Here is a 23813-nt window from a genome sequence, read left to right on the forward strand (position 1 = left end):
ACCCGTCTGCATTCGCGGCAGGCGGGCACTCGGGGTGCGGTAACGCTTAGCCCAGGCGGGAGGCGATGAACTCCACGGTCGGGTTCTCCACCAGCTCGGTAAACTCAATCACGGCGCCCTCGGCGGCAAGGTCGTCGAGCAGGGCGAATGCGCCCATAGAATCCATGCCCAGGGAGAACAGGTCGGTGGTCGGCTCGTCAAAAGCGGTCTGCAGGGAGTCGGGCTCGACGATGTACTTCTCCATGATGGGGCGCAGGGTCTCAAATGCGGACATTTTTCTCCTCAATAGGGGTAGGAATAAGGGCGTACGGTTTAGCTGAAAATGATCAGCTCAAAGGGTTTAGCCGAAAATTTCGGCAAGCTTGGCGCGCAGCTCGCGGCGAGAAATCTTACCCACGTTCGTGGTGGGCAGCTCCTGCAGAACCTGCACGCGCTCCGGGATCTTGAAGTCGGCGAGCTTCTTCGAGGTGAAGAACTCGTGCATCGTACGGCGCGGGTTCTCGCCCAGGTCGGCGCCTTCCTGCGGCACAATGACCAGGCCCACGCGCTCGCCCACGGTCTCATCCGGGATACCCAGAACCACGGCGTCAAAAACGTCGGGGTGGGTCAGCGCCAGCTCTTCGATTTCGTCCACGGCAATCTTCTCGCCGTTGCGGTTAATCTGGTCCTTCGCGCGGCCGGTCACCTCAAGGTACTTGCCTGCGACCAGTCGCACAATGTCGCCGGTGCGGTAGAAGCCGTCCTCGGTGAATCCGTAACGGTTTGCGTTCTCCTCCAGGTAGTAGCCGCGAATCGTGTAGGGGCCGCGGGTGAGCAGGTGGCCGCTCTCGCCGCGCTTAACCGGCTGGTCCTGATCATCAACAATCAGGATTTCATCGTCGGGGCTAATCGGGTAACCCTGAGTCCTCAGGCGCAGCTCAATCGGGTCGGTCGAGCGGGTGTAGTTCACCAGACCCTCAGCCATGCCGAACACCTGCTGAACGGTGCAGCCGAGCACCGACTCAATCTTGCCCGCAACCGCCGGGGCCAGCTTCGAACCGCCCACCTGCAGGGTCTGCAGAGACGGCAGGGACACGCCGCGCTTCTCCGCGGAGGCGACCCACGCCTGAGCCAGCGGCGGCACCAGCGCGGAGGTGGTCACACCCTCCATCTCAATGAGGTGGAACGCAGTCTGCGGGGACGGATCCGCCGCAAACACCAGCTTGCCGGAGGCGCACATGACGCCCAGAATACCGGGCGAGCTCATCGTGAAGTTGTGCGCGGCGGGCAACACCACGAGCATGGTCGTGTTGTTGTTCAGCTTGCAGATATCGACCGAGCCGCGCACCGAGTACAGGTAGGCGGCGTGGGTTCGAGGAATCAGCTTCGAAATGCCGGTCGTACCGCCGGAGAGCTGCAGGAACGCCACCTGCTCGCTCGCACGCAGGTTCTCGGTGTTCTGAATGACGCCGGGCACGAACTCTTCAGCGAGTTCCTCTTCGGTCAGCGGGGTCAGCGGCTCCGCAACATCAATAGCGACCGGCGGCTCCAGGGAGTTCTTGCGCAGCTCGGCGGCAACGTCCTCGTGCAGGGCGGTGAAATCTGCGCCCGGGGTCAGCGAAGAGAACACGTGCGCCGCAGCGTCGGTGCGGGTCGCAAAGTGCACGAGCTCGGTGGTACGGTGCTGCGGCAGGCAGAACACCGGCAGCGCCGCCGCCCAGAAAATACCCAGCAGATACACCAGGTACTCGGCGGTGTTGCCCAGCTGCAGCAGCACACGGTCACCGGGCTGCACGCCAGCCTGAACGAGGCGCGCCGCAGCGGCACGACCTGCCGCCTCCAGCTCACCGTAGGAGAGGCGAACCTGCTGGGGCTTGCCGTCTTCATCGAGCTGCGCGTGCGAAAGCGCCACCAGCGCCGGGAAGTGCGGCTTTGCGCGGCATGCATCTAGCAGGAACTCGGGGATGGTCTGGTCAATCCAGTAGCCGGCTTCGCGGTACTTCGCGGCAAAAGACTCGGGGATGAGCGGCGTGGGGGCCAGGGGGCTACGTTCTACGGTCATCTTCTCTCGATTTCTGTGTCGTTTGCGGTTTCTATAGCGCTCACGTTGTGTTCGCAGCGTGATGCCATCTCATCAATGAGGGCGGGTGCGCAGCCTACGCCGGGTACCCTTCGGTACCCCTCGCGGCGCGGTAGTGTTGCACTTCTCTTAGGCTGTACTTCTCTAGGATACGGGCGCGGCGGTGTTTACCCTAACGGGAACCCCGCACGCCCACCATGCGGGGCGTGCTCTACCGTGCGGGAGCCCTAAGCAGCCTCTCGCAGGTCCTCTGCAAAGCCCAGCTCAGTGCGTTCAGCCTCCCGGCTGGCAGCAATAATACGCTCCAGGGTCGGCACAATCGCACCGCGCCAGCACGCATAATCGTGACCGCCGTTGAAGGTCGTGCAACGCGCTCTCTCCAGGCCCAGCTTTTCCAGGCGCTCCTTCAGCTCACGGTGAGGAGGCACCAGAACCCACTCCTGCTCCCCCACCTCAATCTCAAGGTACAGGTGGCGCAGACGGTCAATCTCGCCCGCCGCCTCCAGCTCGTCCAGGCGGTCCATGACCTGCGGTTGCCACAGCGACGAAGACTGCGCAATCGCGCCACCAAACGCCTCCGGACGGCTCAGCACCGCCAGCAGGGAGGACAGGCCACCCAGCGACTGACCGTTAATCACAATGTTCTGCGGGTCGGTCTTAATGCCGTGCACCGCTTCCAGGTGCGGGAACGCAATCTCCACCAGGTAGTCGGCAATCGGATTGTCGCCGTTCAGTTCCTTCCAACGGTTCTCGCGGCCGCCGGAGTGCAGGAAGAACACGTGCATCGCCGGAATACGGCCCGCCTCATGGGCGCGGTTGAGGGTCTGCTCCATACCCTGGCTGAACCACATCTCACCGTCGAACTGGATGAACAGCGGCGCATCCGGGGCGGGGTCACCCACGCGGCCGAGCACATACTGGTGACCGTCAGAGGTCTGCATCCACTCGGGGGCGGGCAGCGCGTCAATCTCTTCCTGAGTCAGGATGAACTCCTGCACCGGCGCATGCTCAAGCTGCACCACCCCCATGCAACGACCGATACGGTTGCACGCGGTCTCGGGGTTCAGCGGGTCACCCTCGCCGGAGTCCAGGGCGGCGCGCAGGCGCACCTGATCGTCATCACCCAGCCAGGCGGGGCGCTCGCCGGGCAGCGCCGGCAAGAAGTTGTAGGAGGCACGCCAGGTGGTTTCCATCTGCATGCTCAGCTGCCACCAGCCAGTGCCCTCGATGCGGGCCATAAGGGAACGGTCAAGGTTCTTCTCATCGGTCAGGCGGTTGATGAACATGAGCACCTGCTCCGCCTGCTCGTTGTGGTACAGGAAGGTGACGATGCGCTCGTTCTCACTGATGCTGCCGTCTTCGCGGTGCACCGGTTCGATAATGGGGGTGCCTTCGGAGACGACCTCAACGATGCGGGCATTCAGCTCTTCGGGGCTGACCGCATTGGCGATAATGGCGCTGACGAGGGGGCTGTCCACGCGCGGTGCCGGTACGGGGCGCGGGATCTTGGGAGGGGCCGGGCGCACGGTCGGCGCAACGGTACGCGGCTGCACGGAAGCAGCTTGTTCAGAAGCGTTCTGCGTGGGAACGATCGCGGTGGGTTCGTGCTCGCCCAACGGTTCCTCCTTGGTCTGTGGAAACACTCAATCGGTGAGAATCGGTGAGGAGGCGCATTATTGTTAGTTAGCCTCTACTACCTCACTCTATGGTATCCCTTACCCAAACTCCAGCCAAAGGGAAAAACGAAAGAACCAAAAGATGACATTCATGACAGCGAACACACGCTGCTAAAACCCAAGCACGAAGCCGCCGCAGCCCCGCCCAGACCGGCACAGCCCCGCCCAGACCGGCTCAGAGCAACCCAGCCCAGCCCCGCCCAGACCAGCTCATCCCAGCCCGGCTCAGAAGTTAAAAGAGATGAGGCACCGAGACCGTGCATCAAACCTCTCAAGTCGCAACTTTCAAAGTCTCATGCGGCAGTCTCGGTGCCTCATCTACGGGTTCCCAAAATGGAACCTACCCAGTGCTCGGATCCGTTCATGCGTCAAAGACGGGCGAGCACCGGGTAGGCGCCCTACGCGCAGGGGATCCTGGGTCCCTCAGATCCTAACGTTCGCTGCTCGGCGCAATGCCAAACTTTTCCACCCGTACTGAGACGGTTGGTGCAAACTCCCACGCGGCTTAGGGGCGAAAACTATTCGCTTTCGCGGGCCGCCGAAATAGCGTCAGCGGCAATATGAATTGTTTGGTTCTCCTTCGGAATAACCAAAGGGGTACCAGTGCACGGATCAGGAATAATGACCGATTGCAGGTCAAAAACTTCCTGAATAAGTTCCGGTGTAATTATCGCACGCGGATCACCCTGAGCGATAATCCGGCCCTGCTTCATTAACACAACATGAGTAGCATACCTGAAAGCAAGGTTCAGGTCATGCAACACCACGGCTACCGTTCGCCCTTCGGAATGCAATTTCTTCGTCAGGTTCAGCACCTCAATCTGGTGCGTGATGTCCAGGTAGGTGGTCGGCTCATCGAGCAGAATCAGCGGGGTCTGCTGCGCCAGGGTCATGGCAATCCACACACGCTGACGCTGACCACCCGAAAGCGCCTCAATGGGACGCTCAGCAAGCTCCAGCACGTTCGCCGCCTGCATCGCCTCCACACAGGCGCGCTCGTCCTCATCAGACCAGGAACGCAGCAGCGACTGGTGCGGGTAGCGGCCGCGCGCCACCACATCCGCCACGGTCACGCCGCTAGGCGCCTCCGGGGTCTGCGGCAGCATCGCCAGGATCTTGGCGATAGCGCGGGACTTCATCTGCGGCAGCGGGGTGCCGTCCAGGCGAACCTCGCCCTTCTTGAGCGGGTTCACGCGGGCAAGAGCCTTCAGGGTGGTCGACTTACCGCAGGCGTTCGGGCCCAGGATAACGGTCAGCTCCCCCTCCGGCACCTGAAAATCTACCCCGTTGAGCACCGTATGCTCACCGTAGGCAACCACCATGTTCTCGCCTTCAAGGCGGGTCGTCACACTAGTGTTCACTAGCTCTTCTTCCTTTCGAGGTAAATCAGGTAAATCAGGTACAGGCCGCCAATCGCGCCGGTCACTACGCCCACCTGAATGATGCGTCCGGGAACAGCGAATCGGCCAATCAGGTCAGAGCCGAGCACCATGAGCGCACCCATGAGTGCCGCGGAGGTGAAACCCACCCCGCCGCTGCGAGACAGGGTCTTCGCGATGTGCGGTGCCGCCAAGGCGACAAAGGCAATCGGGCCAGTCGTCGCGGTCGCCAGCGACACCAGAAGCACACCGATGAACAGCGCCGCCACACGGTACGCGTTCACGCTCACACCCAAACCGGATGCCACCTGGTCGCCAAAACGAATCGCGCCCAGCGGGCGGACCAGCATCAGCAGCAGCGGAGTCACCACGAGTAGCAGGCCCAGCAGCGCGTAGGTGCGCTCCCAGGTGATGTCATTGAGCGAACCTGCAAGCCAGGACGCCGCGGTCTGCGCCTGAGTCAGCGAGGCACGCACCACCAGCAACGCGTTGAACGCCGCCAGGGTCGAGCCCACACCAATACCGACCAGCACCAGGCGGAAGCCGTGCAGACCCGTACGGCGAGTCAACAACCACACCAGCACCGAGGTCGCCAAGCCACCAACAACGGCACCCAGAGCAACCTCAACGGGGCCGGAATTGAACACAATAATCTGCAGAAGCGCACCGGTCGCGGCACCATTCGTGAAGCCGATAATATCCGGCGAACCCAGAGCATTACCCGAAATCACCTGGAAAATCGCACCCGACAGACCAAGCGCCGCGCCCACCAGAAGCGCCGCCACAATACGCGCCGCACGCTGCTGAGCGAAAGCCACCGTAATCTGCTTGCCCTCACCCAGCAACGCCGGGATCACCTTATCCGAGGCGATATTGTAGTCACCCTGCAACATGCCCCAAAACGCCAGCGCCGCAATCAGCACCACCAACGCCACATTCAGAATCAGTACGCGCCACGGCACCTGAGCGCTCACAGGACCGCGCACAGTCAGCACCGGGCGGCCACCCAAATCGCGGCCACGACGACGCGCCGAACGATTAGCGGAGGTGGTGGCAGTCGCCATCGAAAGAGCGGAAGAATTCGACATTAGAGAGCCTCCACCTTACGACGAGTCATCAAGAACAAGAACACCGGGGCACCGGCAAGAGTCGCCACAATACCCACCTGAGTCTCCTGCGGAGCCACCAGCACACGCGCCAACACGTCAGCACACAGCAGCCACACCGGACCCAACAACGCCGAACCATAATTCACCCAGCGCACATCATTACCGAGTAGGGCACGCACCACAAACGGCACCGCCAAACCCACAAAACCAATCGGACCCACCGCAGCAGTCGCCGCACCGGCAAGCACCGTCACCGCCAGAAGAGTCAGATTCTGGGTCGTACGCACACTCACGCCGAGGCTGGTCGCAGCTTCCTCGCCCATACTCAAAGCATTAATCGCAGGAGCCACAAAGAACGCCACCAGCATACCCAGCACAATCACCGGACCCACCGTCGACGCGATATCCATACCGCGGCCCTCCAGCGAACCGGCAACCCACACACGGAACTCGTTATACGCATCCTGATCAGCCAAAATCAGGCCCTGCGCAATCGCCGACAGCGCCGCAGAAATCGCCACACCCGCCAGAGCGAGCTTCACAATCGACCCGTCACGGCCACGACCCAGCGTGTACACCAGCACCGCAGCCAACGCGCCACCAATCGTCGCAGCAACCATGTACTGCCAAATACCCATCACGCCAAAAACCACCACGGAGCCAATCACAGCCACCGCAGCACCGGCATTCACACCCATCAGGCCGGGCTCAGCCAACGGGTTACGGGTCAGCGACTGCATCAGCGAACCGGCAACAGCCAACGCCGCACCCGCCGCAAGACCCACCAGGGTACGCGGAATACGCTGCTCCATCACAATCGTCTGCGCCTGCTCAGAAGCAGTGCCATTAAAAACAGCCAGAACCTCATCCGGCGGAAGATTATTCGATCCGAACAGCAAAGAAGCAGCCACAGCACCCGCCAAAAGCACCGCAAACAAGAACAGAAAAGCCAGGCGCTTACCCAACTTCTGCCCCTGAATCACAGACCCCTGACGGGACGTACTCTCCTGCTGAACACCTCGGGACAATGAGCTCGTGCGGGCCACTATGCTCCTTATGCTCGATACAAGAAAACGGGGAGGCGCACCCGGCACCCCGCCGCAAGAGGGGGCACCCGGCACACCGGTAGATAATGAGAGAAACGCCGGAGCGGGTAGGGTACTCCCCCACCCGCATCCGACGTTATGTCTTAGCGCTTGCGGGCCAGCAGCAGCGCAGCGGCACCCACAATGCTTACGCCCAGAACCACCACGCCAATCCACGGGAACGCAGCACCGTAAGTCACGGTCTGAACGGTGGATGCGGTGTTAGCCGCGCCCGAAGCCGAAGCGCTCGGGTTTGACGCAGTACCGCGCGCAGCAGCCGAAGAGGACGCGCTCGCCGAAGCGGTCGCCTTCTTCTGGGCATTTGCAGAAGCCGAAGCAGCAGGCGCAGCGGAAGAGCCAGAGGTACCGGAGGTACCGGAAGAGTCAGCTGCCGCGTTCAGACGGTCGTACTCCTCCTTGGTGATGGTGTTGCCGTCAGCGTCGGTGTACACGGTCTCAGCCTCAGCCGCGCCGCCTGCAGAACCATTCGAGGAACCGTTCGAGCCGCCATTGGACGAGGACTCGTTGGAATCGTTAGAGCCCTGAGCCTCGTCTGCAGAGTCTGAGTTGTTAGAGTTCGAGCCGCCGTTCGAGGAACCACCGTTGCTCTTCGAGCTGGAAGAGCCGCGGTTCGAGGAAGAACCCGAAGAGTTCGAGGAGGAATTATCCGAACCGCCCTCACCCACCACGGTGAACTCGGGGCTGCGGTTGCTGTACGCCTCGGTACCCAGGTACTTGCCGTCCTTGTCACGCTTCTCACCAGTTGCAAGGAAACGCAGGGTGTGGGTGCCAGCGCCAACATCCGGCAGAATGAAGGAACCGGAGACGTTACCGTTACCATCGGTCTTCTGCTGGTGCACCACGCAAGCGCCCTGAGCCGCGTCGGAGGGGCACAGGTTACCGTCGTCCACCTTCACGGACACCACAGTATTCGCGGGGAAGCCGCTCACGCTAAAGGAAATCACGCCGTGCTCGCTCACAGAAGAGGAAACGGTCGAAGAGGTGCCGGGGGTCGATGCCTTTGCACCGCCCGGAGGCAGAGCGGATGCAGTGCCAACACCCAAGCCCAGCGCCAGGGTTGCGGCAGCGCAGGCGGTCAGCGCCTTAGAGGTCAGGGATGCCTTCGGGGCTCCCGAAAAAGGTGCACGCATGGTGGTCCTTTCAAAATTACCGGGGTCGACACTGAACGCTACCGGGTTCGTGCCAGTGCAGTTCAGTAGGTCGGTGCAGTTCAGTAGGTTGCGACCCGAGTGGTTAGTGGGGCATCCGGCCCACGCCCCTGTTCAAGGGTGCGGGGCCAAGAGTGGGGGGCGTGAGCCGGTGCCGATATGAATGTGTGGTCAGAGCTTACTTCTTGAGAGAGCTTACTTCTTGGAGGTGCGCAGCAGCAGAGCCGCAGCCAAAACCACCAGGCCAGCCGCCGAAAGCAGCAGGTTATTGGCGTTGTTGACCAGCCACTTGGTCAGACCGGTCAGCTCAGTACCCTCAATGACCGGGCCCTGCGCCTTCGTACCTGCGGCGGATTTCTGCGAGTTCTGCGTGTTCTGCGAGTTCTGCGAACCGGCGGCAGCCTTCACTGCCTTCTTTGCGTTAGCTTCGGTCTTCTGCAGGTTGGATGCCAAGGTCTTCTGCGCGCTCTGAACCTTCGCCTTAGCCTGCACGCGGTTCACGACCGGAGCGGTGCTCTGCGAGAGCGCGGCGAGGGATGCGTCCACGTCGGTGGCGCGGGTGCTGATGCGGCCGCCCGCGTTACGCATGGGAACCGGCGCTGTAGAGGTGCTGGTTGCGGGGTTCTCGTTCAGCTCTTCGACCTGCTGGTCGGTGGCGTCCTGCTCATCGCGGGAAACTTCCTGACGAGGGGTAACGGCACGTTCCACGGTCATGTCAGCAAAACCGAGCACCGCATTTTCAGCGCCCTGGTTGCCGTTGTGCACGACCACACGGTAGGTGGCGGCGGGCATGCTCACGCTGGTTTCGTAGCTGAAGCTGCGGTTGCCATCCAGACGCTTCCAGCCGGAGCCGTAGAGGGTCTGCGGGGAGTTGCCGAGGTAGGTCGCGGCGTACACCCAAGTGCCCGGTTCAGCATTCGGCACGGTCACGGTCACGGTGGAACCGTCACGGCTCACCTGCACGCCATTACCCGCGGTCAGTTCGGAGGCGTTGACCGGCTCGGGTGCGTCAATGGGGGCGTACTCCGGAGCCTTGTCGCTGAGCTTAATCTTCTGTCGAATAGACACACCACGGTCGTAGTTTTTACCCTGCTCATCTGCTCCGCCCAGGGAACCGGAGAGGATCTGCACGTTGTGCTCGGAATTTTCGGTAGCCCAGCCTGCCTTAGCCAAATCTTCAGCGCTCAAGCCGGTGTTTTCGGTGGTGGGCAGGGGAACCTCAACCTCGAAGGTGCCGTCTTCATTGGCGATTGCCATGAAGTTTGCGGGCGAGTTGCCGCCCTTCTTGGTCAGGGGGTTAATGGCCTGGTGCGCATTATCGGGGACGGCATCCAGGAATTTGACCGCAAATATGGCGCCGCGACCGGGAGCATTACTTACGAAGCCTTCACCGCGCACCACAATCTTGCCTTCGCGCCACTTTTCGGTGGAGATGGTGACATTCGCCTTCACCGGGTTCGCGGGCTTGGGGTCAGCAGGCTTGGGGTCAGCGGTGGGCTCTGCGGTAGGTGCCGGGGTGGGTTCTGCGGTAGCAGAGGGCTCCGCAGTAGGCTCGGCAGTCACAGAAGGCTCAGCGGTAGGCTCGGCAGTTGCAGAAGGCTCTGCAGTTACGCTGGGCTCAGCGGTAGGCTCGGCAGTCGCAGAAGGCTCAGCGGTGGGCTCAGCGGTCGGTGCCGGGCTCGGAGCCGGGTCGCTCAGCGTAATATTCTGCGACACAGATGCACGACGGTCGTAGGTGTTACCGTCCGCATCCGTACCGCCCAGGGAACCGGAAAGCACCTGAATACGGTGGCTGGTACCCTCCACGGTCCAGCCCTTGTTCTTCAGCTGCTCAGCGGTCAGACCGGTGTTTTCGGGGGTCGGCAGGGACACCTCAACCTCAAAAGTGCCGTCCTCCTTGGCGGTTGCCATGAAGTTCGCGGGCGAGTTGCCGCCCTTCTTGGTGATCGGGTTAATCGCCTGGTGCGCTTCATCCGGCAGGGCGTCGAGGAACTTCACGGCGAACACTGCGCCGCGACCGGGTGCGGTGCTGGTAAAGCCGGTGCCGCGCAGCACGAGCTTACCTTCACGCCACTTCTCGGTGGAGATGGTCACGGCAGCCTTAGCTTCCTGCTGGGTGGCGGCGGGGGTATCCGCGAATGCGAGAGTGGTGCCGGTCAGCGCTGCTCCGGGGGTGATGAGCGCGCCGGCGAGAGCCACGACGGCACCGTAGCGGGCTGCGGTGCGCACGGGTCGAGTTTCGGTCATTGTGGTCCTTGAGGATGGTGTGGTGGGTCGTGCATCCCCTTCCCGCCGCGGTTTTTAGGTCGCGGCGAGAAGGGTGGCGGAAGCTTCAGCGGGTGATTGCTTCACAGGGTATTTAGAGTGGGGCGTTTAGAGCGGAAGCGCCTTCTTGACGTCTTCGATAATGCCCTCGAGCAGCAGCGGGCCGCCGGTGGAGGTCCACTTGGAGCCGTCCACGAGAATCACGTGGTCGTCCTTGACTGCCTTCAGGTTGGTGAAGCCGGAGGTTTCCTTCGCCTTATTCAGTGCTTCTTCGGCGCCCTGCAGACCTGCGGTACCCTGTGCGTTCGGGTTCTTCTGGCTTGCGCCGCCGAGGGTGCCGAGGAACATGTAGTCCGCGTCGATGGTTGCCAGGTTCTCCAGAGAGACCGGTTCGGAGTGGCCCTGGCCGTTGCGGTCCTGCGCCTCGGGGCGCTTGAGGCCCAGGTCGTTGAGTACCTGGCCGGCAGGCAGTTCCTTGAGGATCAGGGCGGGGCCGTTGCCTGCCCAGCGGACGATGGAGAAGGTCTTGTCGCCGTACTTGGGGGCGAGCTGATCCTTCAACGTTGCGGCGTTTGACTCGTATGCCTTGATGACTTCTTCGCCCTTGTCGACCATGTTCATAGCGTTGGCGACGTTGCGGAAGTTGATGCGCCAGTCGCCGCCCGCGTAGCCGCAGTAGACGACGGGAGCGATCTTCTTGAGGGTTTCGAAGGCCTCGGAGCGCTTGTCCACGCCGGTGGAGTCGACCAGAATCAGGTCGGGATCAAGGTTGCCGATCTGCTCGTAGTTGACCTGGGCGACGGTGCCGATAATCTGCACGCCCTTGGCGCGGTCGGCAAGGTAGTTGGGCACGCCGGACTGGCCGCGACCGGAGACGGAACCGACGGGGGTCACGCCGAGGGCGAGCAGGCCGTCGAGGGTGGGTTCAGAGAGGACGATAACCTTCTGCGGGTTGGCGGGAACTTCTACATTCTCGTCGTCAATGTCCTTGATGGTGCGGGTACCGCTGTTGCCACCGGAGGTGGAACCGCCGGAAGTGGTGGTCGTGGTGGTCTCGCTGCTGCATGCCGCGAGGGCGAGAGCAGCCGAGGAGGCGAGCGCCAGGCCGAAGAATGCGCGGCGGTTAACGCCCGATGCGCCGTGGTTTTCGGCGTCGGTCAGCTCGGTTCGGTTGAAAGACATAGTTCCCCCTAGATATGACTAAACTATACCTAACCTTACAGATATCTGAGTGTTACATCAAGGCGGGTTCAGCTTGGATTCTCCGACCGCAGGAATGCCCGGTTTTGCCGCGGAATTGCGCGGGGTAACGTATTTCACGCTTTGTCATAGTCTTGCTGACACTACGTCACTTAAATGGGGGTCTATCCCCTGCTATTACCTTGCTATAAATCTGCGGTGGTTGAGAACGCCTGGCACGCAAAACGCCCCGCCGCGAAGAGCCGCGACGGGGCGCAGACTTCACAACGGGGCGTTGAGGTTTTATAGACGCGGGGGTGTCATCGATGCGGGGCACCGTTACAAGCAAGCACCGTTACCGGCAAGCACCGCTAGTGGCCGCAACCGCAACCGGCGCCGGAACGCTTGACCGATGCGGCCGCCGCACGCAGGGAGGCGATGGCCGCCTCCGGGCCGCCGAGCGCCTCGTCCACACCGTAGACCGAGCTACCGGCAACGAAGCAGGTTGCGCCCGCCTCCGCGGCACGCAGGATGGTCTCTTCGGTGATGCCGCCGTCCACCTGCACGGTCACCGGCAGGTTCGCGCCCTCAATCGCCTTGGCGGCGCGGGCGATCTTCGGCAGGATCACGTCCAGGAACGCCTGGCCGCCGAAGCCGGGTTCCACGGTCATGATCAGCAGCATGTCCAGTTCGCTGAGCATGTCCAGGTAGGGTTCCACGGCGGTCGCCGGACGCAGCGCCATACCCGCCTTCGCCCCTTCAGCACGCAGGGTGCGCGCCAGCTTGATGGGGGCGATAGCCGCCTCCGCGTGGAAGGTCACCGACTCGCAGCCCATGCTGGCGTATTCGGGTGCCCAACGGTCGGCGTCCTCAATCATCAGGTGCACGTCGAACGGCACCGGGGAGATTTCGCGCAGACGCTTGACCACCGGCGGGCCCCAGGTGAGGTTGGGGACGAAGTGGTTGTCCATCACGTCAATATGCGCGGCGTCTGCGGTGGAAATGCGCTCCAGCTCGCGCTGCAGGTTCGCGAAATCCGCCGAAAGAATCGACGGGTTAATAGCAATACCCATGGGGTTCCTTTCAAATCCGTGCCGTATGGCGGATGATGCTAGGCGGTGAAGCGGCTAGTTCTTACGCAGCAGGGCGAGGAACATTGCGTCGGTTCCGTGCACGTGCGGCCACAGCTGTGCGGTGGTCGGGTTCTGAGAAGCCTTCACGGCCGGGGCACCCTTCTTGACCTTGATTTCGGGGGTGTGGCCGGGGTCCTTATCCCCCGCCAGCACGCTCACGGGTTCGCCGTTCTCGCCTTCGGTGTGCAGGGCGACTTCACGCAGTGCGGCGGCGGAGTCGAGCAGGCTGACCGCGCCGCTTTCGAGCACCTCAGCCACAATATTCTGGGTTTCTGCCGCGTGCGGGGAACAGGTCACGTAGGCGATGACGCCGCCGGGGCGGGTCGCCTCAATGGCTGCGTCCAGGAGCTGACGCTGCAGGGGCAACAGCTCGGCAATATCACGCGGGGACTTGCGCCAACGCGCCTCGGGGCGGCGGCGCAGGGCACCCAGACCGGAGCAGGGCACATCCACCATGACGCGGTCGAAAAGCTGACCGGGCTCAATGGATCCGGGCAGGTTGGAGACGTTCTTGCGCAGGGTCTCGCGGATTTGGCGGCCGTCGCCGGTGAGCACCGTGTAGCTGTCCTCGGGCAGGGGGCGCATGGAGGATTCCACGAGCTGGGCGCGGTGCGGTGCCGCCTCGTTGGCGACCAGGGATGCGCCGCGCTGAATACCGAGCGCGCCGAGGAGTACCGCCTTACCGCCGGGGCCCGCGCACAGGTCGAGCCAGGCGGTGTCGGTGCCGTCCAGGGGTGCTGCGGCGAGCGCGCGTGCTACCAGCTGGGAGCCGGCATCCTGGGCACGGACGGTGCCTTCACGTACGGATTCGAGGCGCGCCAAGTCACCGGAGGTGTACAGCGCCGAGCCCTCAACCAGCTCGCCGTCGACTGCTCCCTGTTCGCGTGCCTCGTCGAGGCTGCCCAGGCCGGGCAGTGCCACCAGGTTCACCACGGGGGCGAGGTTGTCCGCTTCGAGCAGCTGCTCAATTTCGGAGGCGGGGCGGCCGTGCGCGACGAGTGCCTGACGCATGGAACGCACAATCCAGGCGGGGTGCGAGGCGAGTAGCGCCATGCGCTCGGTGTCGTCCTTCGCGTCCTCGATGATGAGTTCATACCACTCTTCGGGGGTGCGCTCGGAGACGCGGCGAAGCACCGCGTTGATAAAGCTTGCCGGGCCCGCACCAATCTTTTCGCGTGCCAGGGACACGCTCTGGTTCAGTGCCGCATGGGCGGGAACGCGCATGTTCAGCAGCTGGTGCACGCCCATGCGCAGCACAATCAGGGTGGTGGTACCGACCTTCTCGAGGGGGCGGTCCACGCAGCGGCTGAGGATTGCGTCGTAGGTGCCCTGGTGGCGCAGCGTGCCGTAGGTCAGCTCGGTCGCGAAGCCTGCGTCACGGTGGTCGAGGCGGTGGCTACGAATCGCCTTGGGCAACACGAGGTTCGCGTAGGCGTCAGATTCCGCCACGGAGCGCAGTACGTCGAAGACGGTGGCGCGTGCGGTGTCTGCGGTACGCGAGCGTGCGGAGGGTGCCGCCGCGGAGAATTCGCGGGCGGACATGGAGCGGCGGTTGCGTTCGTGGCCGCTCTTATTGCGCTGGGAGGTGCCGCCGCCACCGCGTTTGGTGTCGTCGTGTTCGGTCTTGGCGCGGCGTGCGGCGCGTTCGACGCTGGTCAGGCCATCGAAGCGGCGGCCGGTGCGGGACTCTGCGCGAGAATCATTGCGGTTCTCGCCGCGGTTTTCGAAGCGCTTCTTGTCGCCGCGGGAGTTGTCATCCCACTTCTGCGGGCGGCCCTGCGAGCTTTGATTCTGCGAGCGCTGGTTCTGAGCGCGCTGGGAATTCTGGGACTGCTGGCGGTTCTGCTCGCTCACGCCAGCACCTGAGCCGTTGCCAGCGCCGGAGCGGCGGCGACGCTTACGCTTCGCACCGCCTTCACCCTGGCCACTGCCCTGATTGAACTTACCCTGACCGCTACCCTGGCTGAACTTGCCGTTGCCGGGCTTGCCATTGCCAGCGTGACCGGGCTTGCCGTGTCCTCCCTTGTAGGGGCGCTTTTCGTTGCTCATGCGAGTACCACCAGGCCTTCCGCCATGTCCTTGCCAGCGCCGCGAGCCCACGCGGGCGCATCCATCATTTTCTTACCGGCAGGCTGAACCTGCAGCAGCATCAGGGGTTCGGTACCGGTGCCGACCAGTACCTTCTTCGCGTGCAGACGCACCGCACCGGGTGCGAGGGGGCCGCCGTTCGCCTCGGTCAGGGACTGCACCAGGCGCTCGTCGGCTACCGCCAGGCCACCGATCTTGAAGCGGTTTTCGCCCAGTTCGCACCATGCGCCGGGTTCGGGGGTCACGCCGCGGAAGCGTGCCAGGATCTGCTCGGCGGGTTCGGTCCAGGTGAGGCGGCCGTCAGCAATGCTCATCTTGGAGGCGTAGCTGACCGATTCGTCCTCGACCTGTACGGTGCCGCTCTCGCCCGCTTCGAGGCGTTCGAAGGTGCGTTCAAGCAGTGCGCCGCCGCTGGTTGCGAGGCGCATCAGCACGGTGCCTGCGGTGTCGTCGGCGGCTACGGGGGTGGATTCCTGTTCGAAGGTGGGGCCGGTGTCCAGGCCTTCTTCGAGCAGGAAGGTGGTGGAGAAAATTTCCTGCTCACCGGCGATGAGGGCGCGCTGCACGGGGGCGGCGCCGCGCCATGCGGGCAGCTTGGAGAAGTGCAGGTTGACCCAGCCGTAGCGCAGGGATTCGAGCGCGGGCAGCGGCAGCAGGGCACCGTAGGCGACCACGGCGGCTGCGTCAGCGTTCAGTTCGGCGATGGCTGCGGCGGCTTCGTCGTTCCAGCGATTTGCCTTCACGACGGGCAGGCCGAGCTCTTCGGCACGCTGCGCGACCGGGGAGGGGGTGAGCACGCGCTTGCGGCCCACGGGGGCGTCTTCGCGGGTGAGCACGCCGACCACGCGAACCTTATCGGAGTTCGCCAGGTAGTCGAGCGGGGGCACGGCAACGTCGGGGGTGCCTGCGTAAATGATGTTGAGCATGTGAGCCTACTTTCCGAAGCTACCGAAGGAGGAACCAGCAGAACCGGCACCGAATGCGCCACCGCCGCCAAAGGCACCGCCCACGCGGGTTGCACGCTCGGTCACGGTCTTCGCGGCAACAGTGTTGTAGTCTGCGGCGCGCAGGGCACGCATCACGCGCTGGCGGTCTTCACCCACGAGGCGGTCGATGAACAGCTTGCCGTGCAGGTGGTCGGTTTCGTGCTGCAGCATGCGCGCGAACAGGCCCTCACCCTCCAGCACGAGGGGTTCGCCGTGGCGGTCCACGCCGGTCACGCGCGCCCAGTTCTTGCGCGGGGTCGCGGACTTCTGGCCGGGCACGGACAGGCAGCCTTCGCCGCCTTCCTGGTCTTCTTCGCCAACCTCAAGCACGGGGTTGATGATGTAGCCTTCGCGGTCGTCAATGCCGCCAAAGGTGAAGATCTGCTTGGAGATGCCAACCTGCGGGCCGGCAAGGCCCACGCCGCCCACGTCGTACATGGTTTCTAGCATGTCGTCGATGAGTCGTGCCAGGTCGTCGTCGAAGACGGTGATTGGGTCGCAGACGCTGCGCAGCACCGGGTCGCCTACGGTGCGGATGCTCAGGATGGTCATGGTTCTCCTTTGCCGGCGCCGGGCCGGGAATGTGCTTACGGATTTCAATATGGCGGCAGAACTGCGCTGACGGTTTTTCCCAGCAGGCGCATTCTTCACAGCGGGCGCGCGGGCGCCGTTCTGCCTATTTGTTCTATTGTCGCCGATTCGGTAGCGCGAATCTAGAACGAATCGAGGCGCTGGGGGTGGAGGCGGCAGGGTGAGGGCTGAGCCTCACCTCCCTGGGCTCACCTCCTCGGGGGTTTGATCCTCTCCCCTACGCTCGCTACTCCCCTATACCGCCCAGTCTTCTAGTCGGCGGGGGTGCTGGCCTATGCCGCAGGTGGCGGCACTACGGGCATGAGCGCGGGGTCTTCAAATTCTTGAACCTGGCGGTCGAATTCCCAGACGCGGCGCAGGGCGCAGAACTTGTACCAGTTGCGTTCGAGCACGGCGGGGTTTGCTTGCTGCGGCAGCACCTGCGTTTCGCCGAGTGCCACGCCCATGAGGACGGGCGCGTCGCCGTATTTCCAGGGTTCCCAGGTGCCTTCGTCGGGGTCAACGATGGATTCTTCAGCTTTGAGTCCGGCGACGAGCTGCATGACGACTTTCTCGTCGAGTGCTTTGACGCGGCCGCGTTTGTCGGTGCCTTTGGTTTTGTAGTCGATAATGCAGGTTCGGCCCGCGATTTCTGCGACGAGGTCGAGCGTGCCCGCGTAGCCGACGGTGTCGTTCCAGATGGTGACTTCGGCGGCGAGGGGGCGGGGCTTGAAGGCTTCCCACCATTCGTCGAAGCGGTCGGCGTAGGCCTGTTCGCCGTTGAGGATGAGCTGTTCGCGGCTTTCGTCGAGGTTGTGTTCGCGGCCCATGGCGCGCAGGGCGACGGCTTCGGCGTAGTTGTGGACGCGGTCGCCTCGGGCGGCGGCTGCGTCGCGGTATCGTTCGGAGGCGCTGGCTGCGTCGCGGATGATGGCGAATTTGAGGCCGTGGGATCCGGTGGCGCGGTAGGCGCGCTGGTCTTCGAGGGCGGCTTTGGCTGCCATGTACCCGTGCCAGCCGCTGAGGTCGCTGGCGTGCTGTCCGATGACGGTGGTGATGGAGGGGACGAGGAGTTCTCCTCCGCGGACGCGCGCGTACATGCGTCCGTAGTCGGTGGCTGCGGCGAGTTCGGGTGTTGTCACGGGGTACCTCATTCTCGGGTGGTTGTGTCCGCGGCTGGGTTTGTACTGCTTGTGGGCACAAATACCGGTGGGCATAATAAAACCCCCGTTCCTTGAAACGGGGGTTCTTTGGTGCGTGATACTGGGTTCGAACCAGTGACCTCTTCGGTGTGAACGAAGCGCGCTACCACTGCGCCAATCACGCTTACGGATAAGACTATACCGAGGCTTGGCGTGAAGGTCAAATTTTGCGCTCCCCTTTTTTCTTTCCCGCCGAGAAGCCACTTGTGTTTCGAAAAGCCACAAAAATGGTGGCTTCTCGAAACACTTGTGGCTTTTCGAGGAGATTCTTCTTCTCTGCTCATACGCTGCTTCCTCCGATTGAGGTGGCTGCAGGTTCAGTAATGACTTATGGACTCTGGTCATGAGGTACGGACTTTGGGGCTGGGTTAGCGTCTTGAGGGATAGCTTTTAACCATGGCTGAAGTCGCTAAGTCATTACCGAATCTAGACTCAGAGGTGCTGGGTAAACAAAAAGCCTGGTTTCCGAAGAAACCAGGCTTTTTTCCTAGTGTGACCCCAACCGGTTTGTAACGGTGACGGAGGGGCATGATGCCGAGCGCGCGAGGAAATCCATCATGCCCCGGAGTGCCGCGACGTAAGGAGCGGCGCCGTGAGAGGCTCACGGCGGCACCATAGAATCTGGGCTCAGTTTTGCCCAATAAACAAATAAACCCTCAGCCAGAAGACTGAGGGTTTATTTCCTAGTGTGACCCCAACCGGATTTGAACCGGTGTTGCCGCCGTGAGAGGGCGGAGTACTAGGCCGCTATACGATGGGGCCGCAACCTCCGTTAGGAGGTTAGCTGGGATACCAGGACTCGAACCTAGAACAAAGGAACCAGAAACCTTCGTGTTGCCAATTACACCATATCCCATTACTCTATTGAGTTACCGTTCCGTTTTTCGCCTTTCGGCTTTTCACCGGAACGAGTAATAACTATACGGGTCTTTCTGGAGGCGTGCAAGCCGAAATCTGGAGAGACGCCTCACATTCACGGTTTTATGCCCGCTACTTCCGCGTGTTTCCGGGGTTTTTGGGGTTAAAAAGTTTTTTAAATTTCTTCAAAAAGAGGGTTTTAGGGCCGATTTTCACCCTTCACAGCAGCTCCGAGGGGACTTGGAGAGTAGTTTTATCCCCTCCCCCGCACGCTTTGAGCCCCAAATTTTTTTGAAGATTTTTCCTGTACTACCTCCGGGCAGTCAGATAACCAGATAACCAAAGCATCATGGCGACCAACCCGCCCAAGCAACCACCTCGGGAAAGATCACAGGACCCGCTGCCCACGCCTCCAAAAACTAAAAACCCAGAGACAGCAAAACCCAGAGACAACGAAAAAGCCCCGAGGCGAACCTCGGGGCTTGAGTGGAGCGGTTGACGAGACTTGAACTCGCGACATCCACCTTGGCAAGGTGGTGCTCTACCAACTGAGCTACAACCGCATATTTTCGCTTTGAACTTTTCAGTTCGTCGTAACAACAGGTACTACTATACGAGCCTTTACCGGGGTGCGCAAACCAAATTCTTGCCACACTCCCCAAAATGGAGCCAGATTCACCTCCGCAAAAGATACCGACTAGTAGTTTTACAGGAAATACCCATCACAAAAAATATTCTCAAATTTATGAAAAATCCCCTTATCCACCGGGTTTCCTTCAGACCTTTCGGTCGTCAGATTCCCGCTGGATAAGGGGATTCTCTAGAGCTTAGTCGCTGCTACCGCCGGAGTCACCTCCACCGGAGTCGCCGCCGCCAGAGTAGTCGGAGCTGCTGTAGCTGCTGTAGTCCGAACTGCTGTAGCTGCTGGAGCTTCCGGCGTCGAAGTCGCCCGCGTCCGGGTCGGGGCCCGGGTCCACGAAGTCGTCTTCGTCGTCCTCTTCACGCGAAGAGTCCGAAGAATCCGAAGTGTCTACGCCGTCAGACGAACTGCTGACGTCGCCGCCGCGGGCGTGCCGTGCCTGAGCTTCTTGAGCGTTCAGGGCGGCGCGTGCCTCGAAGTAGGCAGTCACGTATCCGAAGGCTGCCGCAACGACAACAGCGACCACCATCAAGACGGACTTGTCCATGTTGGCGATGTACAGAATCAGCCAGATAATGCAGGCGTTGGTGAGCGCCATGAGGGTGCCCTTGAACAGCGCCTTGCCGATGATGGATTGGTTATTCGGCTGGCTCATGGTTAGCTCAGTTCAGCGGCAAGCTTGCGCAGGCGTGCGAGGGAGGATTCCTTGCCCAGGATTTCCATGGATTCGAACAGGGGCGGGGAGATGCGCTCACCGGACACTGCGATACGCACGGGGCCGAATGCGAGGCGCGGCTTGATTTCCAGGCCGTCGACGATTGCGGCGCGCAGGGCTGCCTCGATGTTGGCTGCGGTGAAGTCCTCGAGGGGCTCGAGTGCCTCGATTGCGGCGGCGAGGACCTGCGGTGCGGATTCCTTGAGCTGCTTGCGTGCGTCGTCTGCGGTGCTGATTTCTTCGTCAGCCTTGAAGAGGAATGCGAGCAGGCCGGGTGCTTCGCCGAGCAGCTGCATACGCTCCTGGACGAGGGGTGCAGCTTCGGTGAGGACCTGCTCTTCGCGCTCGGTGAGGGTTTCGCCGAGTACGCCTGCAGCCTGCAGGTACGGGATGAGGCGGTCGCGGAAGTCCTTGGGGTCGAGCGCACGGATGTGGTCGCCGTTGATGGACTCTGCCTTCTTCACGTCGAAGCGTGCGGGGTTGGCGACAACGTCGTGTACGTCGAAGTGCTCGACGAGCTCGTCGATGCTGAAGACGTCCTGGTCTGCGGAGAGAGACCAGCCCAGCAGGGACAGGTAGTTCAGCAGGCCTTCCTTGATGAAGCCGGAGTCGCGCAGCAGGAAGAGGTTCGATTCGGGGTCGCGCTTGGAGAGCTTCTTGTTGCCCTGGCCCATGACGTAGGGCAGGTGACCAAATTCGGGGATGAAGCTGGTCACGCCGGTGTCGATGAGCGCGCGGTAGAGCGCAATCTGGCGCGGGGTGGAGGAGAGCAGGTCCTCACCGCGCAGCACGTGGGTGACGCCCATGAGTGCGTCGTCGACGGGGTTCACGAAGGGGTACAGCGGGTCGCCGTTGGAGCGGACGACCACGTAGTCGGGCACGGTACCGGCCTTGAAGGTGATTTCACCGCGAACGAGGTCGTTGAAGGTGATGTCCTCGTCGGGCATACGCAGACGCCACACGGGCTTACGGCCCTCGGCGCGGTAGGCTTCCTTCTGCTCTTCGGTGAGGTTGCGGTCGTAGTTGTCGTAGCCGAGCTGCGGGTCCTGACCGGCTGCCTTGCGGCGTTCCTTCACCTCGTCGGGGGTGGAGAAGTCTTCGTACACGTAGCCGCCTTCAACGAGCTTTTCGAAGATCTCGTTGTAGATGCCTGCGGTCTTACGCTCGGACTGGCGGTAGGGCTCGTGGGGACCACCGACGCCAACGCCTTCGTCCCAGTTGATGCCGAGCCAGTGCAGGGATTCGAGCACCTGGTTGAACGACTCTTCGGAGTCGCGTGCCGCGTCGGTGTCTTCGATGCGGAAGATCAGCTTGCCGCCGGTGTGGCGTGCGTACGCCCAGTTGAAGAGGGCGGTGCGGACCATGCCCACGTGCGGGGTGCCGGTGGGCGAGGGGCAGAAGCGGACGCGGGTGTCTGCGGGGCTGTTGAGTACGGGACCGTGGTATTCGGTCATGATGTCTCCTTGACGGTGTGTTTCAGGATGTACGTTACGTTTTTGGGTGCGGGCTGTTTAGTCGCGCACGCGGGTGACGAGGGAGCCGATGCCTTCGACTTCGACCTCTACTTCGTTGCCGTCGCGCAGTACGCTGATGCCGGCGGGGGTGCCGGTGAGCAGTACGTCGCCGGGCAGCAGGGTGAAGATTTCGGAGGCTGCGGCAACCTGTTCGGCTACGGAGTAGTGCATTTCGGAGGTGTTGCCTTCCTGCACGACGTCGCCGTCGACCCAGGTGGTGATGTTCAGCGAGTCGGTGTCCAGGTCGGTTTCGATCCAGGGGCCGAGCGGGGTGGAGCCGTCGAAGCCCTTGGCGCGGGTCCACTGGCGGTCTTCGAGCAGGTCGCGGGCGGTGAGGTCGTTGGCTACGGTGTAGCCGAAGATGACTTCGTGCACGCGCTCAAGAGGCACGGACTTGGCGATACGACCGATAACGACGGCGAGTTCACCTTCTGCGCTGACGGCTTCGGAGTACTCGGGCAGGGTCACGGGGTCGCCGGGGCCAATCACGGTGGTGTTGGGCTTGAGGAAGAACTGCGGGGAGGCGGGCGCCTCGGTTCCTGCCCAGTTTGCGATCGCTCCAATCACCTTGGAGCGGGGGATGATCGGGGCGAGCAGGCGCACCTGGTCGATGGGGTAGGTGGTGCCGGTCGGTTCGATGCCCGAATAGAAGGGGTCACCGGCGAGTACGCGCAGGGTTTCTTCGCCTGCGTCACCTTCTACCAGCCCGAAGTGGAGCTCATTATTTACGGTAAATCGTGCAATACGCATACTTTCTAGGGTACCAGCCTTCGAGGGCGGGGGCGGCGGGCGGAATTGGCAAGGCAGATTTTAGCCCGGCGGGGTTCAACACTATTAGGTTCGGCGGGGTGCACCTCCCCTCCCCCTGTCCTCGTGTTATCAACGCCGCGCGCAATATCCGCCGGGCACGCCATTTACCCAGCACCTCATTTTCCGGGCACAGTGAATCCCCGCGGGTTACTCACCGCGCGACGTGCGGGGTCGGGCGGAGCATCCTGCGGGGATTTCGCTGGTTACGTTAGATTCACGTTTTAGATGAGGCGGGTCATCCAGCCGTGGCGGTCTTCTACTACGCCGGTCTGAATGCCGACGAGCTCTTCGCGCAGGCTCTTGGAGATTTCACCGAAGTGCTCGGTGGGTGCCGGGATTTCGAAGTCTTCTGCCTTGAGCTTGCCGATGGGTGCGACCACTGCTGCGGTGCCGCAGGCGAAGATTTCGGTGATGTCGCCGTTTGCTACGCCTTCACGCCATTCGGTGAGGGTAATTGCGCGCTCTTCGACGGTCATGCCGCGGTCCTTGGCGAGCTGAATCAGGGAGGAACGGGTCACGCCCTCCAGGATGGTGCCGGTCAGCTCGGGGGTGACGATCTTGTTTTCCTTGCCGAAGATGAAGAACACGTTCATGCCGCCGAGCTCTTCGATGGCGTCGCCGCGGTGCGGGTCCTTGAAGATGACCTGCTTGCAGCCGTGCTTTTCGCCTTCGATCTGGGCGATCATGGATGCCGCGTAGTTGCCGCCGCACTTTGCCGCGCCGGTGCCGCCTTCGCCTGCGCGGGCGTAGGTGGTGGAGAGCCAGATGTCTACGGGTTCGGGGGTGCCGAAGTAGTTACCTGCGGGCGAGCCGATGACGTGGTACTGCACGTGCTTTGCGGGGCGCACGCCGAGGTACGCTTCGGTTGCGATCATGAAGGGGCGGAAGTAGAAGGCTTCACCGTCGCCGGTGGGTACCCATGCTTCGTCTGCCTTAACGAGTTCGCGCAGGGATTCAACGAACAGTTCTGCGGGCAGTTCGGGCAGGGAGAGGCGGTGTGCGGAGTTCGCGAAGCGTTCTGCGTTCTTTTCGGGGCGGAAGGTCCACACGGAGCCGTCGGCGTGGCGGTAGCCCTTGACGCCTTCGAAGATTTCCTGGCCGTAGTGGAAGACAGCGGAGGCGGGGTCGAGGGTCAGCGGGCCGTAGGGGTGAACTCGTGCGTCGTACCAGGTGCCGCCGGTCTTGTAGTCGCCTTCCCAGTCGATGGTGACCATGTGGTCGCTGAAGTAGTCGCCGAAGCCGGGGTTTGCGAGGATTTCGGCGCGGCGTTCGGCGGTGGCGGGTGACTGGTTTGCTTCGTGGCTGAATTCGGTTGCCATCGTTCTGCGTTCCTCTTCGTCTAGTTGCCTCTGTGGGCGTTCTTTGAGTGGCGGTTC

Annotated in this window: 18 protein-coding genes and 4 tRNA genes; all 22 read right to left on the reverse strand. The window is 62.4% G+C overall.

The genetic code is table 11. The features are described 5' to 3' along the window. Window positions 1–46 precede the first annotated feature (46 nt). Window positions 47–274, reverse strand: a complete 228-nt coding sequence (locus HMPREF2528_RS08355; protein ID WP_005507422.1) for a phosphopantetheine-binding protein — start codon at window positions 272–274, stop codon at window positions 47–49. 66 nt (window positions 275–340) lie between these two features. Beyond that, window positions 341–2041, reverse strand: a complete 1701-nt coding sequence (locus HMPREF2528_RS08360) for a (2,3-dihydroxybenzoyl)adenylate synthase (protein WP_070543725.1) — start codon at window positions 2039–2041, stop codon at window positions 341–343. Between the two features lie 245 nt (window positions 2042–2286). Next, a complete protein-coding gene (locus tag HMPREF2528_RS08365; protein ID WP_070543726.1) occupies window positions 2287–3675 on the reverse strand; it encodes an enterochelin esterase domain-containing protein in 1389 nt (462 codons plus the stop codon). A gap of 578 nt (window positions 3676–4253) precedes the next feature. After that, complete coding sequence (locus HMPREF2528_RS08370; RefSeq protein ID WP_060824615.1) at window positions 4254–5096, reverse strand: ABC transporter ATP-binding protein; 843 nt, start codon at window positions 5094–5096, stop codon at window positions 4254–4256. Beyond that, window positions 5096–6202 carry a FecCD family ABC transporter permease gene (locus HMPREF2528_RS08375; protein WP_012903306.1) on the reverse strand — a complete coding sequence of 369 codons (1107 nt, stop codon included), beginning with the start codon at window positions 6200–6202 and terminating at the stop codon, window positions 5096–5098. Before HMPREF2528_RS08375 ends, HMPREF2528_RS08370 begins: the two co-directional genes overlap by 1 nt. After that, window positions 6202–7269 (reverse strand): FecCD family ABC transporter permease, encoded by a 1068-nt coding sequence (locus tag HMPREF2528_RS08380; RefSeq protein ID WP_083294445.1) that lies wholly within the window; start codon window positions 7267–7269, stop codon window positions 6202–6204. The genes HMPREF2528_RS08375 and HMPREF2528_RS08380 overlap by 1 nt, the downstream gene beginning before the upstream one ends. A 143-nt stretch (window positions 7270–7412) precedes the next feature. Beyond that, the gene (locus tag HMPREF2528_RS08385) at window positions 7413–8459 is read right to left on the reverse strand and encodes a plasmid partitioning protein (RefSeq protein ID WP_070506029.1); all 1047 of its coding nucleotides are present in this window, start codon (window positions 8457–8459) and stop codon (window positions 7413–7415) included. A gap of 213 nt (window positions 8460–8672) precedes the next feature. After that, window positions 8673–10724, reverse strand: a complete 2052-nt coding sequence (locus HMPREF2528_RS08390) for a peptidase (RefSeq protein WP_070506027.1) — start codon at window positions 10722–10724, stop codon at window positions 8673–8675. A 126-nt stretch (window positions 10725–10850) separates the two neighbouring features. After that, the gene (locus HMPREF2528_RS08395) at window positions 10851–11924 is read right to left on the reverse strand and encodes an ABC transporter substrate-binding protein (RefSeq protein ID WP_049349009.1); all 1074 of its coding nucleotides are present in this window, start codon (window positions 11922–11924) and stop codon (window positions 10851–10853) included. Between the two features lie 368 nt (window positions 11925–12292). Then, a complete protein-coding gene (rpe, locus tag HMPREF2528_RS08400; RefSeq protein WP_070506026.1) occupies window positions 12293–12994 on the reverse strand; it encodes a ribulose-phosphate 3-epimerase in 702 nt (233 codons plus the stop codon). A 54-nt stretch (window positions 12995–13048) separates the two neighbouring features. Continuing rightward, window positions 13049–15103: an RsmB/NOP family class I SAM-dependent RNA methyltransferase gene (locus HMPREF2528_RS08405; protein WP_070543727.1), complete on the reverse strand. Its 2055-nt coding sequence runs from the start codon at window positions 15101–15103 to the stop codon at window positions 13049–13051. Then, a complete protein-coding gene (gene fmt / locus HMPREF2528_RS08410) occupies window positions 15100–16068 on the reverse strand; it encodes a methionyl-tRNA formyltransferase (RefSeq protein WP_070543728.1) in 969 nt (322 codons plus the stop codon). Before fmt ends, HMPREF2528_RS08405 begins: the two co-directional genes overlap by 4 nt. A 6-nt stretch (window positions 16069–16074) precedes the next feature. Then, a complete protein-coding gene (gene def, locus HMPREF2528_RS08415) occupies window positions 16075–16680 on the reverse strand; it encodes a peptide deformylase (protein ID WP_070506019.1) in 606 nt (201 codons plus the stop codon). A gap of 311 nt (window positions 16681–16991) precedes the next feature. Continuing rightward, window positions 16992–17840 (reverse strand): PD-(D/E)XK nuclease family protein, encoded by an 849-nt coding sequence (locus HMPREF2528_RS08420; protein WP_070543779.1) that lies wholly within the window; start codon window positions 17838–17840, stop codon window positions 16992–16994. A 109-nt stretch (window positions 17841–17949) separates the two neighbouring features. Next, window positions 17950–18024: transfer RNA gene (locus HMPREF2528_RS08425), tRNA-Val, on the reverse strand. 565 nt (window positions 18025–18589) lie between these two features. After that, a tRNA-Glu gene (locus tag HMPREF2528_RS08430) sits at window positions 18590–18662 on the reverse strand. Window positions 18663–18684: 22 nt separating this feature from the next. Next, window positions 18685–18756: transfer RNA gene (locus HMPREF2528_RS08435), tRNA-Gln, on the reverse strand. A gap of 489 nt (window positions 18757–19245) precedes the next feature. Further along, window positions 19246–19321, reverse strand: a tRNA-Gly gene (locus HMPREF2528_RS08440). Between the two features lie 264 nt (window positions 19322–19585). Further along, the gene (locus HMPREF2528_RS08445) at window positions 19586–20053 is read right to left on the reverse strand and encodes a hypothetical protein (RefSeq protein ID WP_070543729.1); all 468 of its coding nucleotides are present in this window, start codon (window positions 20051–20053) and stop codon (window positions 19586–19588) included. A 2-nt stretch (window positions 20054–20055) separates the two neighbouring features. Further along, entirely contained in the window at window positions 20056–21567 is a 1512-nt protein-coding gene (gene gltX / locus HMPREF2528_RS08450; RefSeq protein ID WP_049362078.1) for a glutamate--tRNA ligase, read from the reverse strand. 57 nt (window positions 21568–21624) lie between these two features. Further along, window positions 21625–22377, reverse strand: coding sequence for a fumarylacetoacetate hydrolase family protein (locus HMPREF2528_RS08455; protein WP_012903294.1), 753 nt, complete (start codon window positions 22375–22377; stop codon window positions 21625–21627). A 281-nt stretch (window positions 22378–22658) separates the two neighbouring features. Further along, window positions 22659–23756: a branched-chain amino acid aminotransferase gene (locus HMPREF2528_RS08460; protein ID WP_070543730.1), complete on the reverse strand. Its 1098-nt coding sequence runs from the start codon at window positions 23754–23756 to the stop codon at window positions 22659–22661. Between the last annotated feature and the right edge of the window lie 57 nt (window positions 23757–23813).

It is taken from the genome of Rothia sp. HMSC078H08, assembly GCF_001808955.1.
GTDB lineage: Bacteria > Actinomycetota > Actinomycetes > Actinomycetales > Micrococcaceae > Rothia.

Bases quoted from the DNA above. Each gene is read 5' to 3' on its own strand.
- HMPREF2528_RS08355 (WP_005507422.1), bottom strand. From the start codon at position 274: ATGTCCGCATTTGAGACCCTGCGCCCCATCATGGAGAAGTACATCGTC.
- HMPREF2528_RS08360 (WP_070543725.1), bottom strand. From the start codon at position 2,041: ATGACCGTAGAACGTAGCCCCCTGGCCCCCACGCCGCTCATCCCCGAG.
- HMPREF2528_RS08375 (WP_012903306.1), bottom strand. From the start codon at position 6,202: ATGTCGAATTCTTCCGCTCTTTCGATGGCGACTGCCACCACCTCCGCT.
- HMPREF2528_RS08385 (WP_070506029.1), bottom strand. From the start codon at position 8,459: ATGCGTGCACCTTTTTCGGGAGCCCCGAAGGCATCCCTGACCTCTAAG.
- HMPREF2528_RS08390 (WP_070506027.1), bottom strand. From the start codon at position 10,724: ATGACCGAAACTCGACCCGTGCGCACCGCAGCCCGCTACGGTGCCGTC.
- HMPREF2528_RS08395 (WP_049349009.1), bottom strand. From the start codon at position 11,924: ATGTCTTTCAACCGAACCGAGCTGACCGACGCCGAAAACCACGGCGCA.
- rpe (WP_070506026.1), bottom strand. From the start codon at position 12,994: ATGGGTATTGCTATTAACCCGTCGATTCTTTCGGCGGATTTCGCGAAC.
- HMPREF2528_RS08405 (WP_070543727.1), bottom strand. From the start codon at position 15,103: ATGAGCAACGAAAAGCGCCCCTACAAGGGAGGACACGGCAAGCCCGGT.
- fmt (WP_070543728.1), bottom strand. From the start codon at position 16,068: ATGCTCAACATCATTTACGCAGGCACCCCCGACGTTGCCGTGCCCCCG.
- def (WP_070506019.1), bottom strand. From the start codon at position 16,680: ATGACCATCCTGAGCATCCGCACCGTAGGCGACCCGGTGCTGCGCAGC.
- HMPREF2528_RS08445 (WP_070543729.1), bottom strand. From the start codon at position 20,053: ATGAGCCAGCCGAATAACCAATCCATCATCGGCAAGGCGCTGTTCAAG.
- gltX (WP_049362078.1), bottom strand. From the start codon at position 21,567: ATGACCGAATACCACGGTCCCGTACTCAACAGCCCCGCAGACACCCGC.
- HMPREF2528_RS08455 (WP_012903294.1), bottom strand. From the start codon at position 22,377: ATGCGTATTGCACGATTTACCGTAAATAATGAGCTCCACTTCGGGCTG.
- HMPREF2528_RS08460 (WP_070543730.1), bottom strand. From the start codon at position 23,756: ATGGCAACCGAATTCAGCCACGAAGCAAACCAGTCACCCGCCACCGCC.